The sequence below is a fragment of the Azospirillum sp. ST 5-10 genome (genome assembly GCF_051225715.1).
Lineage (GTDB): Bacteria > Pseudomonadota > Alphaproteobacteria > Azospirillales > Azospirillaceae > Azospirillum.
In genome coordinates, this window is sequence record NZ_JBPJSP010000002.1 from 330,080 (window position 1) to 343,775 (window position 13,696).

The 13,696-nt window shown below is 71.1% G+C and carries 10 protein-coding genes; 3 read left to right on the forward strand and 7 right to left on the reverse strand.

The genetic code is table 11. The annotated features are described in order from the left end of the window. The first annotated feature begins 45 nt into the window (after positions 1 to 45). Positions 46 to 1,815, forward strand: a complete 1,770-nt coding sequence (locus ACSBPG_RS03885) for a cytochrome c biogenesis protein DipZ (protein ID WP_435535792.1) — start codon at positions 46 to 48, stop codon at positions 1,813 to 1,815. 42 nt (positions 1,816 to 1,857) lie between these two features. Here ACSBPG_RS03885 and ACSBPG_RS03890 read toward each other — a convergent pair whose 3' ends face one another. After that, positions 1,858 to 2,364, reverse strand: a complete 507-nt coding sequence (locus tag ACSBPG_RS03890) for a MarR family winged helix-turn-helix transcriptional regulator (protein WP_435535793.1) — start codon at positions 2,362 to 2,364, stop codon at positions 1,858 to 1,860. 320 nt (positions 2,365 to 2,684) lie between these two features. Here ACSBPG_RS03890 and maiA point away from each other — a divergent pair, with 320 nt between their 5' ends. Beyond that, positions 2,685 to 3,338 carry a maleylacetoacetate isomerase gene (gene maiA, locus ACSBPG_RS03895; protein ID WP_435535794.1) on the forward strand — a complete coding sequence of 218 codons (654 nt, stop codon included), beginning with the start codon at positions 2,685 to 2,687 and terminating at the stop codon, positions 3,336 to 3,338. A 301-nt stretch (positions 3,339 to 3,639) separates the two neighbouring features. On the opposite strand, the gene glyA is transcribed toward maiA, so the two are convergent. The 6 genes from glyA to ACSBPG_RS03925 form a co-directional block, all read right to left on the reverse strand. Continuing rightward, a complete protein-coding gene (gene glyA / locus ACSBPG_RS03900) occupies positions 3,640 to 4,956 on the reverse strand; it encodes a serine hydroxymethyltransferase (protein WP_435535795.1) in 1,317 nt (438 codons plus the stop codon). Positions 4,957 to 4,997: 41 nt separating this feature from the next. Then, positions 4,998 to 6,377 carry an L-serine ammonia-lyase gene (locus tag ACSBPG_RS03905; RefSeq protein ID WP_435535796.1) on the reverse strand — a complete coding sequence of 460 codons (1,380 nt, stop codon included), beginning with the start codon at positions 6,375 to 6,377 and terminating at the stop codon, positions 4,998 to 5,000. A 115-nt stretch (positions 6,378 to 6,492) separates the two neighbouring features. Next, the gene (locus ACSBPG_RS03910) at positions 6,493 to 7,098 is read right to left on the reverse strand and encodes a sarcosine oxidase subunit gamma (protein ID WP_435535797.1); all 606 of its coding nucleotides are present in this window, start codon (positions 7,096 to 7,098) and stop codon (positions 6,493 to 6,495) included. Next, positions 7,091 to 10,111, reverse strand: a complete 3,021-nt coding sequence (locus ACSBPG_RS03915) for a sarcosine oxidase subunit alpha (protein ID WP_435535798.1) — start codon at positions 10,109 to 10,111, stop codon at positions 7,091 to 7,093. The genes ACSBPG_RS03910 and ACSBPG_RS03915 overlap by 8 nt, the downstream gene beginning before the upstream one ends. Next, the gene (locus ACSBPG_RS03920; protein ID WP_435535799.1) at positions 10,111 to 10,437 is read right to left on the reverse strand and encodes a sarcosine oxidase subunit delta; all 327 of its coding nucleotides are present in this window, start codon (positions 10,435 to 10,437) and stop codon (positions 10,111 to 10,113) included. Before ACSBPG_RS03920 ends, ACSBPG_RS03915 begins: the two co-directional genes overlap by 1 nt. Positions 10,438 to 10,462: 25 nt before the next feature. Continuing rightward, on the reverse strand, positions 10,463 to 11,713 hold the full coding sequence (locus ACSBPG_RS03925) for a sarcosine oxidase subunit beta family protein (RefSeq protein ID WP_435535800.1): 1,251 nt from the start codon (positions 11,711 to 11,713) through the stop codon (positions 10,463 to 10,465). Positions 11,714 to 11,966: 253 nt separating this feature from the next. Between ACSBPG_RS03925 and ACSBPG_RS03930 the strand changes: the two genes are divergently transcribed. Further along, the gene (locus ACSBPG_RS03930; RefSeq protein WP_435535801.1) at positions 11,967 to 13,667 is read left to right on the forward strand and encodes a methyl-accepting chemotaxis protein; all 1,701 of its coding nucleotides are present in this window, start codon (positions 11,967 to 11,969) and stop codon (positions 13,665 to 13,667) included. Positions 13,668 to 13,696: the final 29 nt, after the last annotated feature.

Genomic DNA, 13,696 nt, shown 5'->3' on the forward strand with positions numbered 1-13,696 from the left:
GGGTCGGGCGCGATCCAGTGCCCGGCCCTTCGAAAGGGTTCAGCCATGATCCTCTTTCTCGTCTCCTTTCTGGCGGGCGCCCTGACCATCGTCAGCCCCTGCATCTTGCCGGTCGCACCCTTCGTCTTTTCACGGGTGGGGCAGCCGCTGTTCCGCAGCGTCCTGCCGATGCTGTTCGGCATGGTGGCCAGCTTCGCCGGGGTCGCCACGCTGTCCGCCGTGGGCGGAGGCTGGGCGGTGGAAGTGAACGGAGCCGGGCGAGCCGCCGCCATCGCGCTGATGGCCGTGTTCGGGTGGACGCTCCTGTCGCCCCGCGCCGCGGCGGTGCTCAGCCGTCCGCTGGTCGCCGCCGGCAACCGGCTGTCTGGTCGGGCCGGTGTAGCCGGGTCGCTTCTGCTGGGCGTTGCCACCGGTCTGCTCTGGACACCCTGCGCCGGGCCGATCCTCGGGCTGGTCCTGACTGGTGCTGCGCTACACGGCGCCAGCCTGCAAACCACCTTGCTGCTGGTGGCCTATGCGGCCGGAGCGGCGACATCCCTGACGCTCGCCCTTCTTGCCGGCGGCCGGTCGCTGGCGGCGATGAAGCGGTCGCTCGCTGTCGGGGAGCGTCTCCGCCGGGGACTCGGCATCGCCGTCCTCGCGAGTGTCGGCGTCATCGCCTTGGGGTTCGACACGGGGGTGCTGGCCCGCCTGTCCTATGCCGGCACGTCAGGCGTCGAACAGTCGCTGATCGACCGGTTCGCTCCGGCCGCTGCCGGAGCGTCGGGTGCGCCGGAGAAGTCCGGGACGGGCTTGGTGCTTGCCGATGCCCGGCGGGTCTACCGCAGCAACCTGCCGGTCGAGGGCCTTCTTCCTTCCTTGGACGGTGCAACGGATTGGTTGAACTCAAAGCCGCTCACCACGGAGGAGCTGCGTGGAAAGGTCGTCCTGATCGACTTCTGGACCTACTCCTGCATCAACTGCATCCGGACGCTGCCGTACCTGCGGGCATGGGCGGAGAAGTACAGAGACCAGGGGCTGGTGGTGGTCGGTGTCCATGCCCCGGAGTTCGCCTTCGAGAAGCGGATCGGGAACGTGCAGAAGGCGCTGCGGGATTTTGCCATTACCTACCCGGTGGCGATCGACAATGACTTCCGCATCTGGCGGGCGTTCGGCAACAGCTATTGGCCGGCCTTCTATATCGCCGATGCCACGGGCCGGATCCGTCATCACCAGTTCGGCGAGGGCGGGTATGAGCAAACCGAACGGGTCATCCGGGACTTGCTGGCAGAGGCCGCCGGAGGCCGGGCCGCTGGGGGCCAAGTCGGCGAGGGCCGGCTGGTCAGTCCGGCGGGGCAGGGCGTCCAGGCGCCCGCCGACCTCGACGACATTCATTCCGGCGAAACCTATGTCGGCTATCGGCAGGCTGCGAACTTCGCGTCGCCGGAACGGGACGGCATCGACCGACCGCAGGACTATACCGTCGGTACGCTGCGGCTCAACCGCTGGGGACTTTCCGGCAACTGGACGGTCGGGGCCGAGCTGGCCCGGCTGAACCGGGCGGGCGGGGCGATCGTCTACCGCTTCCGGGCGCGTGACCTGCACCTCATCCTCGGCCCCGCCAAGGACGGCAAGCCGGTCCACTTCCAGGTTACAGTGGACGGCATGGCACCAGGACCCGATCACGGAACGGACACGGACGCCGAGGGCTACGGCACCGTTTCGGAAACCAAGCTCTATCAGCTGGTGCGGCAGGCCGGCGCGGTTCGGGAACGGACCTTCGAGGTCCGCTTTCTCGATCCCGGAGTCGACGCCTACGCCTTTACCTTCGGCTGAGGAGAAGCCCGCACGGCCTCGAGTTTCCGCATCCAATCTCTTTCACTTGCTGGCCTGCCGGAGGTTGTCGCGCAATCGGGCGACCGCTCTCTGGAGGGTGCGGAACTCGTCGGGCGGAAGCCCGGAAGCCTTCACCGTCAATTCGCCGAAGCCCAAGCCCTTCTCGCGAAGCTGGCGGCCCGCCTCGGTCAAAGAGACGCGGACGCTGCGTTCGTCCTCGTCGTCGCGCATCCGCGTGACATAGCCCATCGCCTCAAGCCGTTGCAGCATGGGCGTCATGGTGCTGGGCTCCAGGAAAAGCTTCTCGCTAAGGCTCTTGACGGTCTGCCGATCCTCCTCCCACAGGGTGATGATGGTGATGTACTGGGGATAGGTGACGCCAAGCTGCTCCAGCACCGGCTTGTAGACCCGCGAATAGGCGAGGTTCGCCGAATAGATCGTGAAGCACATGAAATCCGCCAGCCTGGCGGATTGCGATCTCCCGGCCGGCGCAGCAGCCGGCGTGTCGGAGGTGGCGGCGGCAGGTGTGCTGGTGGTCTTGCGGCCCATGTCGTCACTGGAAGTTCAGTTGTCCTGATCACCGTCGCCGTAGCCGCCGGTCTTGGCGGGGCGTCGATGTGATTACGATCGTAATGATTACCATACATCCACTGTAGGAGACAGCACGGTGCGTGTCCTTCTTGCGGTGGTGGCGGCCATCGGGCTCGCTGCCGTCCCCTGCGCCTGGGACGACGATCCCCACGAGGCCCCCTCCATCCTGGCTCTGCTCTCGCTGCCGCAGCCCCTCCCTTCATCTGTCGCACCCGTTCCGCACCAGCCTGCCGAAGCATCGGCAGCGGTGAGCACCCCCCATCAGTGAGGAAGAAGACGTGAAGCTGTTCGAAGACCGGATCTCCTCCGCTGTCGCCCGTGTACGGATCGCGCTGGCCCTGAAGGGAGTGGAGGTCGAAAGCGTACCGACTTCCATTCTCGGTGCGGAACCGCGCAGCCGCAGTGCCGCTTACCTTGCGGTCAATCCGCAGGGCCTCGTGCCGGCGCTTCTGACCGATGACGGCGTGTTGATCACGCAATCGCTGGCAATCGTCGAGTATCTCGACGAGCGGTTTCCCGAACCGGCGCTTTTGCCGGCCGATCCGGCCGAGCGCGCCCTGGCCCGGTCAGTAGCCCTTTCCATCGCATCGGACATCCATCCCCTTTTGCCGCCCCGCGTGGCGAAGCGGCTGGGCACCATTCCCGGCGCCGATTCCATGACCGTTATGGAATGGAACCGCCACTGGATACAGGAAGGATTGACCGCGATCGAAGCCCTGCTGTCCCGGCAGCCGGAGAGGCTGTTCGCTGTTGGGAACGCTCCGTCTGTCGCGGATATCGTACTTTTTCCGCAAGCCATCAACGCAGAGCGGGTGGGAGTTTCCCTTGAGCGGTGGCCGCGCCTCGCTGCCGTAATCTCGCCCTTGCGCGCGATTCCCGCATTTGCAGCCAACGCGCCGGTGCCTCGGTCGGCAGATACTTCCACCGAGTGAAATGCTGCCGATTCTCACGGGCACCCGTCTGCCAATGCGCCTTACTCTGGTTGTCACCGTCGAAGATGTGTTCGGTAAAGACCAAATCCCGCCCCTGATTTGAACCTGCTGTCGGCCGCTCGAGGACCGAGAGGGGAGAGGGATCGCGATCTCCCAGTGCCCAGCTTCATCACCTGTGGCACGCCATCTCCCGCTCAGCGCGGCTTTGCGCGCGCTCCGGCACACCTTCAGGTCAGTCACCGTCGGATCGGTTGGGCCCGTGCGTGGCCCCGGCCGGGCCAGGCGAGGGCCTTTCCGCACCCTACCGCCCGGCGTAGACCGGGAACCGCCGGCACAGCTCCCGCACCTCCTCGCGCACCCGCCGTTCCACCGCGGCGTTGTCGTCGGCGGTGCCGGCGGCCAGCCCGTCGAGCACCTCGGTGATCAGGTCGCCGACGCGGGCGAACTCGGCGGTGCCGAAGCCGCGCGCCGTGCCCACGGGCGAGCCGAGGCGCACGCCCGAGGTCACCGTCGGCTTCTGCGGGTCGAAGGGGACGCCGTTCTTGTTGCAGGTCATGCCGGCGCGCTCCAGGCTCGCCTCGGCGTCCTTGCCGGTCAGGCCCTTGGGCCGCAGGTCGACCAGCACGATGTGGCTGTCGGTGCCGCCCGAGACGATGGCGAAGCCGCCCTCCACCAGCCGGTCGGCGAGCGTGCGGGCGTTGTCCAGCACCGCCCGGGCGTAGGTCTTGAACGCCGGGGTCAGGGCCTCGCCGAAGGCGACGGCCTTGGCGGCGATGACGTGCATCAGCGGCCCGCCCTGCAGACCGGGGAAGACGGCGGAGTTGATCTTCTTGCCGATTTCCGGGTCGTTGGACAGCACCACGCCGCCGCGGGGCCCGCGCAGCGTCTTGTGGGTGGTGGTGGTCACCACGTGGGCGTGCGGCAGGGGGCTTGGGTAGACGCCGCCGGCGATCAGCCCGGCGTAATGGGCCATGTCCACCAGGAGCCAGGCGCCCACCGCGTCGGCGATGGCGCGGAAGCGGGCGAAGTCGATCCGGCGGGGATAGGCGGAGCCGCCGGCGACGATCAGCTTCGGCGCGTGCTCCCGCGCCAGCCGCTCCACCTCGTCGTAGTCGATCAGGCCGTCCTCGCGGCGCACGCCGTAGCCGACGGCGTTGAACCACTTGCCCGACTGGTTCGGCGGCGCGCCGTGGGTGAGATGGCCGCCGGCCGCCAGGGACATGCCGAGGATGGTGTCGCCGGGCTTCAGCAGGGCCATGAACACCGCCTGGTTCGCCTGGGCGCCGGAGTGGGGCTGCACGTTGGCGTAGGCACAGCCGAACAGCTCGCGCACGCGGTCGATGGCGAGCTGCTCCACCTCGTCGACGAATTCGCAGCCGCCGTAGTAGCGCCGTCCGGGATAGCCTTCGGCGTACTTGTTGGTCAGCACCGAGCCCTGCGCCTCCAGCACCGCCGGGGAGACCAGGTTCTCCGAGGCGATCAGCTCGATCTGGTCCTGCTGGCGCCGCAACTCGCGGCCGATGGCGGCGAAGACGGCGGGGTCGGCGGCGGCCAGGGGGGCCGCAAGGGAGGGTTCGCCGCCGGCGGCGCCGGGGCGGGTGGCATCGAGGACGGTCATCGCGGTCTCCGGAAGGGCGGGGCGGCGCTGCGCCCCGCGGGTCAGCATTCGACGAGGTTGACGGCCAGGCCGCCCAGCGAGGTTTCCTTGTATTTCGACTGCATGTCGGCGCCGGTCTCGCGCATGGTCTTGATGACCTTGTCCAGCGAGACGTGGTGGACCCCGTCGCTGCGCAGGGCCAGCCGGGCGGCGTTGATCGCCTTCACCGCGCCGACGGCGTTGCGCTCGATGCAGGGGATCTGCACCAGCCCGCCGACGGGGTCGCAGGTCAGGCCGAGGTTGTGCTCCATGCCGATCTCGGCGGCGTTCTCCACCTGCTCCGGCGTGGCGCCGAGCGCCGCGGCGAGGCCGGCGGCGGCCATCGAGCAGGCCACCCCGACCTCGCCCTGGCAGCCGACCTCGGCGCCGGAGATGGAGGCGTTCCTCTTGTAGAGCGAGCCGATGGCCGTCGCCGTCAGCAGGAAGTCGAAGACGCCCCGCTCGCTGGCGCCGTGGCAGAAGCGGTCGTAGTAATGCAGCACCGCCGGGACGATGCCGGCAGCACCGTTGGTGGGCGCGGTGACGACGCGGCCGCCGGCCGCGTTCTCCTCGTTCACGGCGATGGCGTACATGCTGATCCAGTCCATCACCGCCAAGGGGTCGCGCAGCATCGCCTCGGCCCGGCCGGTGAGGTCGCGGTGCAGCGCGGCGGCGCGGCGGCGCACCTTGAAGGCGCCGGGCAGCACCCCCTCCTGGGTCAGGCCTCGGGCGACGCACGCCTTCATGGCGTCCCAGATGGCGCGCAGGCCGGCGTCCAGCTCGGCGTCGCCGCGCGCCACCCGTTCGTTGGCGCGGACCAGGGCGGCGATGGTCATGCCGTGCTCGCGGGTCAGCCGCAGCAGCTCCTCGCCGCTGGCGAAGCCGTAGGGGACGGCGGGCCCCTCGGGCGCCGGCTCGTTGCGGAACAGCTCCTCCTCGGTCACCACGAAGCCGCCACCGACGGAGTAGCAGACGCGGGCGTCGATCAGCCGGTCCTGCCCGTCGAAGGCGGAGAAGCGCAGGCCGTTGGGATGGCCGGGCAGCGTCTCGCCGCGGTGCAGCAGCAGGTCGCGCGCCTCGTCGAAGCCGACGACGTGGCGGTCGCCCAGCCGGATGGCGCCGGTGGCGCGGACGCGCTCGGCCCGCACGGCCACGCCGTCGGGGTCCACCGTCTCCGGCCACTCCCCCATCAGGCCGAGCAGCACGGCGCGGTCCGTGCCGTGCCCCGGCCCGGTCAGGGCGAGCGAGCCGTAAAGCTCCGCCGTCACCCGGCGCACCCGGTCGAGCACGCCGCGCCCGGCCAGGTCGGCGACGAAGCCGGCGGCGGCCTTCATGGGGCCGACGGTGTGGGAGCTCGACGGCCCGATGCCGATCTTGAAGATGTCGAAGACGCTGACCGTCATGGCCGTGGCTTTCCGAAGATCGTCGGCGGATCGTGCGGGCACCCGCCGCCCCCCGCCCGCGGCGGCGGGCGGTCGCGGCATCCCCGGGGAATATGGGTGTCGCGACGGGCGTCCGTCAGGCCGTGCGGCCGCCATATTCCGTCATGGCATCCGCCAGCCAGGCCCACACGTACTCGCCGAAGGACCGGCGGGGCAGGAGGTCGTAGGTCGGCGCCTCGTCCACCTGGCGCAGGATCACGCCGGCCCGCGCCAGCAGGGTCTGGGCGCATTGCCCCGGCCGGAAGCTGCGGGGGTGCAGGTCGAGGCTGCAGCCCTTCAGCAGGGTCTCCCGCGCCAGCGGGCCGGACAGGCGGAACAGCGCCCGGTTGCCGGTGACGTCGGTGACGGCGGCGTGCAGGTCGGCGAGTGCCGCGCACAGGCGGCCGATCAGCGCCGACTCCGCCCCCGGCGCCGTCAGCACCAGCCACTCGTCGGGCCCCAGCCACAGCACCGTGACGTCGCCCACCGCCTGCACGGTGTTGGCCGTCAGCGGCAGCACGCAGTCCAGCACGCCGCCGACCGCACGGGCGAAGCGGGGATCGGCCGGGTCGCCGCGCAGGTTGATCTGCCCCGGCGGGGTGAGCTCGACCAGCGACAGGGTGCCCGCCGGCAGGACCGGCGGTTCGTCGTGGGCGGCGGCGATGCGGGCGACGGCGCCCGCGCGGACCAGCGCGCTAGCCATGGAGACGCACTCCTTCGGTGTCGTAGAAGACCGGGCTGGTGACGGTGCAGGCCACCGTCCTGCCGGCGAGCGGCGCGTAGACGGTCCGGCCCGTCAGCGCCGGGCCGTCCTTGATCAGGGCGAGCGCGATGGAGCGGCCCAGCGTCTCGCTGCGGTAGCTGGAGGTGACGTGGCCCAGCATGGGGACCGGCGCCGTGCCGCCCGGGGTGGCGGTGATCTGCGCCCCTTCCGGCAGCACCTCGGCGGGATCCTCGGTGAACAGGCCGACCAGCCGCTTGCGGTCGCCGCGCGCCGTGTCGGTGCGGCGGAACGAGCGCTTGCCGACGAAATCCGGCTTCTGCTTGGAGACGATCCAGTCCATGCCGAGGTCCTGCGGCGTCACCGTGCCGTCCGTCTCCTGGCCGACGATGATGTAGCCCTTCTCGGCGCGCAGCACGTGCATGGTCTCGGTGCCGTAGGCGGTGATGCCGTGCTCGGCCCCCGCCGCCATCACGGCGCGCCACAGGGCGAGGCCGTGCTGCGCCGGCACGTTGATCTCGTAGGAGAGCTCGCCGGTGAAGCTGATGCGGAACACCCGCGCCGGGATGCCGGCGGCGGTGCCCTCCTTCATGGCCATGAAGGGGAACGCCTTGGGGTCGAGGTCGACGTCGGGCATCAGCGCCCGCACGACGTCGCGCGACCTCGGCCCGGCGATCGAGGCGGTGGCCCAGTGCTCGGTGACCGAGGTCAGGTAGACCTTGAGGTGCGGCCACTCCGTCTGCAGGTACTCCTCCAGCCAGTCGAGAACGCGGGCGGCGTTGCCGGTGGTGGTGGTCATCAGGAAATGGTTGGGGCCGAGGCGTGTCGTCACGCCGTCGTCCATCACCATCCCGTCCTCCTTGCACATCACCCCGTAACGGCAGCGCCCGACCTCCAGCTTCAGCCAGGCGTTCGTGTACATGCGGTTGAGGAACTCCGCCGCGTCGGGGCCCTGGATGTCGATCTTGCCCAGGGTCGAGGCGTCGAGCACGCCGACCGCCGAGCGCACGGCGCGGCACTCCCGGGCCACCGCCTGGTCCATCGTCTCGGCGCCGCGGGGGAAGTAGCGCGGGCGCTTCCACTGGCCGACGTCCTCGAACACCGCGCCGGCCTCCAGGTGCCAGGGATGCATGGGCGTGAGGCGCGCGGGGTCGGCCAGCGCGCCGACGTCGCGGCCGGCGAGCGTGCCGTAGGTCACCGGCGTGTAGGGCGGGCGGAAGGTGGTGGTGCCGACCTGGGGGATCGGGCTCGCCAGCGATCGCGCGAGGATGGCCAGCGCGTTGACGTTGGAGGTCTTGCCCTGGTCGGTGCCCATGCCGGTGGTGGTGTAGCGCTTCAGGTGCTCCACCGACTGGTAGCCTTCCCGCGAGGCCAGCAGCACGTCGGCCGCCGTCACGTCGTTCTGGTAATCGACGAAGTGCTTGGCCTTGCCGTGGCCCGGCGGCTTCGTCGAGGGAACGACCCACAGGGGCCGCAGCGGCGCTTCCGCGACGGCGTCCGCCGCGGGAACGGCCGCCGGCGCGCCGTCGCCGAAGCCGGCGAGCCGGGCCGCCTCGGCGCCGGCCTCGGCGCCTTCGGCGAGGCAGCCGGGCAGGTCGAAGGTGCCCCTGCAGGCGCCGGCGGACCGCTCCGCCTGGACCGATTTGCCCGGCACGAAGCAGGCCCGGGCCTCGTCGTAGACCACCTTGGCGGTCGACTGGGAGTGGAGGTGGACGGCGGGGTTCCAGCCGCCGGACATGGCCAGCAGGTCGCAGGCGATGGTGGTGGCCGGCCCCGTCACGCCGCTGCCGTCGGCCGTCAGCGCCATGACGTCGACCCCCGACACCCGCTTCGTGCCGCGGGTGGCGACGACCGCGCTGCCGGCGACGATGCGCAGGCCACGGCGGCGCGCCTCGGCGGGCAGGGCGCCGTCGGCGTGCGGGCGCAGGTCGACGATGGCGGCCACCGCGATGCCGGCGTCGGCCATGTCGAGGGCGGCGGCGTAGGCGCTGTCGTTGTTGGTCAGCACCACCGCGGTGCGGCCGGGCAGGGCGGCGTAGCGGTTGACGTAGGTGCGCACGGCCCCGGCCAGCATGACGCCGGGGCGGTCGTTGTCGGCGAACACCAGCGGCCGCTCGTGGGCGCCGGTCGCCAGCACCACCCGCTTGGCCCGCACCTTCCACAGGCGCTGGCGCGAGATGGCCGGTGCGCCGCCGCGCGGCAGGTGGTCGGTGCGCCGCTCCGCCATGATCAGGTAGTTGTGGTCGTAGTAGCCGGTGACCGTGGTGCGCGGCAGCAGCCGCACCTCCGGATGGGACCCCAGCTCGGCCACGGCGGCGGCCACCCAGTCGGCGGCGGGCCTGCCGTCCAGGGTGTCGCGCTGGCCGAGCAGGGAGCCGCCGAACTCGTTCTGCTCGTCGGCCAGGATCACCCGGGCGCCGGTGCGCGCCGCCGACAGGGCGGCGGCGAGGCCGGCCGGTCCGCCGCCCACCACCAGCACGTCGCAGTGGGCGTGCATCTTGTCGTAGGTGTCGGGGTCGACCGCCCGCGGCGCCTTGCCGAGGCCGGCGGCGCGGCGGATCAGCGGCTCGTAGACCCGCATCCACAGGCTGCGCGGGTGCATGAAGGTCTTGTAGTAGAAGCCGGCGACGAAGATCTTGCCGAGCACGTCGTTGATGGCGCCGACATCCGTCTCCACGCTGGGCCAGCAGTTCTGGCTGGCGGCGACGAGGCCGTCGTACAGCTCGACCTGGGTGGCGCGGACGTTGGGCTCGGTGGCGGCGCCGGAGCCGAGCTGCACCAGCGCCGACGGCTCCTCCGAGCCGGCCGACAGGATGCCGCGCGGCCGGTGATACTTGAAGCCGCGGCCGACCAGGGCGACCCCGTTGGCCAGCAGCGCCGAGGCCAGCGTGTCGCCGGCGCAGCCCTGGTAGCTCTTGCCGTTGAAGGTGAAGCTCACGGTGCGGGAGCGGTCGATGCGCCCGCCCTGGGCGGTGCGGTGGCTGGACGTGGCCATCAGCGTCCCCCCCGCTCGGCGGCCAGCGCCAGTTCCGGTTCTGCGGACGCGGCCGGCGCCACGGTCGTGCCGTCGCCGGTGTAGACCCGCAGGATCTCGTGGGTGACGGTGTGGCGCTCCACGTTGAACCAGCGGCGGCAGCCGTGGCTGTGCACCCAGCGCTCGCGGTGGGCGCCCTTGGGGTTGCGCCGCATGAAGAGGAAATCGGCCCACTGCGCGTCGCTCAGCGCGGCGGGGTCGGCCGGGCGGACCCGGTGCGCCTCGCCGCCGCAGCAGAACTCGGTCTCGTCGCGGGGGCCGCACCAGGGGCAGGTGATCAGCAGCATGGCGGTGTCCTCGGGCGTCGTGCGGTCAGTGAGCCACGGCCGCCGCGCCGTGCTCGTCGATGAGATGGCCCGACGTGAAGCGGTCGAGCGAGAAGGGCGCGTTGAGGGCGTGCGGCTGGTCGCGGGCGATGGTGTGGGCGAACACCCAGCCCGAGCCCGGCGTGGCCTTGAAGCCGCCCGTGCCCCAGCCGCAGTTGATGTAGAGCCCGTCGACCGGCGTCTTGGAGATGATCGGGCTGGCGTCGGGGCAGGTGTCGACGATGCCGGCCCACTGGCGCAGCATGCGCAGCCGGCTGAAGATCGGGAACAGCTCCAGCAGCGCGCCCATCTGGTGCTCGATGACGTGGAAGCTGCCGCGCTGGCCGTAGGAGTTGTAGCCGTCGATGCCGGCCCCCATCACCAGCTCGCCCTTGTCGGACTGGCTGACGTAGACGTGCACCGCGTTGGACATGACGACGCAGTCGATGACCGGCTTCACCGGTTCCGACACCAGCGCCTGCAGGGGATGGCTGTCCAGCGGCAGTCGGAGGTCGGCCATGGCGGCGACCACGCTGGAATGGCCGGCGGCGACGATGCCCACCTTGCCGGCGCGGATGAGGCCCTTGCTGGTCTCCACCCCGGTGACGCGGCCGCCGTCGCGGCGGATGCCGGTGACCTCGCAGTTCTGGATGATGTCGACGCCGCGCCGGCTGGCGGCGCGGGCGAGGCCCCAGGCGACGGCGTCGTGCCGGGCCGTGCCGCCGCGGCGCTGCAGGGTGCCGCCCATGATCGGGTAGCGCACGTCGGGCGCGGTGTTGATGATCGGGCAGTACGCCTTGATCTCCTCGGCCGACAGCCACTCGCTGTCGATTCCGTTCAAGCGCAGCGCGTTGACCCGCCGCATGCCCTCGCGCACGTCGTGGAGATTGTGGGCGAGGTTCAGCACGCCGCGCTGGCTGAACATGACGTTGTAGTTGATGTCCTGGCTCAGCCCCTCGAAGAGCTGCACCGACTTCTCGTAGAGCGCGGCGCTCTCGTCCCAGAGGTAGTTGGAGCGCACGATCGTCGTGTTGCGGCCGGTGTTGCCGCCGCCCAGCCAGCCGCGCTCGACCACGGCGACGTTGGTGATCCCGTGCTCCTTGGCCAGGTAGTAGGCCGTCGCCAGCCCGTGGCCGCCGCCGCCGATGATCACCACGTCGTAGGCGGCCTTCGGCGTGGCGTCACGCCACGCCCGGTCCCAGCCCTGGTGATGGGACAGCGCGTTCTTCAGCAGGGAGGTGAGGGAGTATGTCGCCATGGCCAGCCTCGCGGGTTGAGCGGCGCCAAACTAGCCAGGACTTGCCTCGGCACGCCTAGAACGAAGTGGCCAATCCGCTTGTACGGAAGCGACGTCGCCGGACTTTGCGCCGAGCCGCCGGGCGGGGCCGTTCCCCCGCCGTCCGTCGCTTGGCGCGATTGCCAACGAGGGTGTCGCGAACAAGTAGGTAAGGGTCGCGCTAAGATTATTAGTTTTTGACTCGGTTTTTTGCGGTGCGGCACCGGAGGCGACGATGCAGGCTTCATCCAGGACGTCATCGGCCATTCTCACCGGCGAGGGACTGCATCGTGTCTTCGGCGGCCGGCCGGCGGCGGCGCTCGCCATGGTGCGGGACGGCGTTCCCTCGGACGAGGTGACGCGGGCGACCGGCGCCACCGTCGCGGTGCGTGACGTGTCGCTGGAACTGCGCGAGGGCGAGACCTTGGTCGTCATGGGCCTCGTCCAGTCCGGCAAGTCCACCCTGATCCGCCTGCTCAACCGGCTGGTGGAGCCTTCGGCGGGCACCGTACGCCTGCGGGGCACCGACCTCGGCGCCTGTTCGGCGAAGGAGCTCGCCGCGATCCGCCGCAGCGCGTTCGGCATGGTCTTCTCCACGGCCGCCCTGTTCCCCAACCGCACCGTCCTGGAGAACATCGCCTTCGCTCCGGAGATCGCCGGTGCGGCGAAGGCGGACCGGCGTGCCCGCGCGCAGGCGCTCCTTGCCGACGCCGGCCTGGAGGCGCTGGCGCACCTCCATCCGCGCGCGCTGACGGCGGAGCAACGCCTGCGCGTCGGGCTGGCGCGGGCGCTGGTGAACGATCCCGCGGTGCTGCTGATGGACGACCCCCTCGCCGGGATCGATCCCGTGACCCGCATGGCGCTCCAGGGCGAGATCGCGCGCCTGCAGCAGGCGCGGCGGCGCAGCGTCGTGTTCGTCACCGACGATCCGGAGGAGGCCGTGCGCGTCGGCGACCGCATCATGGTGATGCGCGAGGGGCGCGTGGTCCAGCCCGCCGTCGCCCCCGAGGCGGTCCTCGAGGAGCCGGCGGACGACTACGTGCGGACCCTGTTCCGCGCCGTCGCCGCGCAGCACGGGCAGCGCCGCCAGACGCAGCGGATCGAGGGGCTGATCGGCCAGTTCGAGCAGGTGGTGACGGAGGCGCTCGGCGCCGTGGACCGCTCCGCCGGGGAGCTGGACGCCACGGCCCGCCGCCTGACCGACATCATCGCCCGCACCCACGAGCAGTCGACCGCCACGACGACGGCGGCCGAGGAGATCGCGACCAACGTGCAGGCCATGGCGGCGGTCACCGACGACACCTTCGCGTCGTTCGCCGAGATCCGGCAGCAGATCGACGAGTCCTCGCGCATCGCCGAGACGGCGGTGGAGCAGGCCGGCCGGATCAACGACTCCGTGCACGGGCTGCAGGAATCGGCGGACAGCATCGGCAACGTCGTGCGCATCATTTCGGAGATCGCCGGGCAGACCAACCTGCTGGCGCTCAACGCGACCATCGAGGCGGCCCGCGCCGGCGAGGCCGGCAAGGGCTTCGCCGTGGTGGCGTCGGAGGTCAAGGTGCTGGCCACCCAGACCGGCAAGGCGACGGAGGAGATCACCGCCCGCATCGGCGCCATGCAGCAGGCCACCGCGGCCGCGGTGGACGCGATCCAGAAGATCGGCGCCACCATCGCCGAGGTCAGCCGCACCGCCGGCACCATCGCCGCCGCGATGACGACCCAGGCGGGCGCCTCGGCGCGCATCCACGCCAGCATCGGACAGGCGGTCGCCGGCACCGACGTGGTGACCCGCAATGCCCTGCGCATGACCGACGGTGCCCGCGCCACCGAGAGCGCCACCGATCAGGTGCTGACCGCCGGCCAAGGACTGGCGCGCCAGACCGCCCGGCTGCGCGGCAGCGTGGAGCGCTTCCTCGCCGGCATTCGCGCGGGCTGACCGCCCGCGGCCGCGGGGCCGGCCGGTGG

What these genes read in the sequence shown, in the direction of transcription:
- ACSBPG_RS03885 (WP_435535792.1), top strand. Translation starts at nt 46, where the DNA reads ATGATCCTCTTTCTCGTCTCCTTTCTGGCGGGCGCCCTGACCATCGTC.
- ACSBPG_RS03890 (WP_435535793.1), bottom strand. Translation starts at nt 2,364, where the DNA reads ATGGGCCGCAAGACCACCAGCACACCTGCCGCCGCCACCTCCGACACG.
- glyA (WP_435535795.1), bottom strand. Translation starts at nt 4,956, where the DNA reads ATGACCGTCCTCGATGCCACCCGCCCCGGCGCCGCCGGCGGCGAACCC.
- ACSBPG_RS03905 (WP_435535796.1), bottom strand. Translation starts at nt 6,377, where the DNA reads ATGACGGTCAGCGTCTTCGACATCTTCAAGATCGGCATCGGGCCGTCG.
- ACSBPG_RS03910 (WP_435535797.1), bottom strand. Translation starts at nt 7,098, where the DNA reads ATGGCTAGCGCGCTGGTCCGCGCGGGCGCCGTCGCCCGCATCGCCGCC.
- ACSBPG_RS03915 (WP_435535798.1), bottom strand. Translation starts at nt 10,111, where the DNA reads ATGGCCACGTCCAGCCACCGCACCGCCCAGGGCGGGCGCATCGACCGC.
- ACSBPG_RS03920 (WP_435535799.1), bottom strand. Translation starts at nt 10,437, where the DNA reads ATGCTGCTGATCACCTGCCCCTGGTGCGGCCCCCGCGACGAGACCGAG.
- ACSBPG_RS03925 (WP_435535800.1), bottom strand. Translation starts at nt 11,713, where the DNA reads ATGGCGACATACTCCCTCACCTCCCTGCTGAAGAACGCGCTGTCCCAT.
- ACSBPG_RS03930 (WP_435535801.1), top strand. Translation starts at nt 11,967, where the DNA reads ATGCAGGCTTCATCCAGGACGTCATCGGCCATTCTCACCGGCGAGGGA.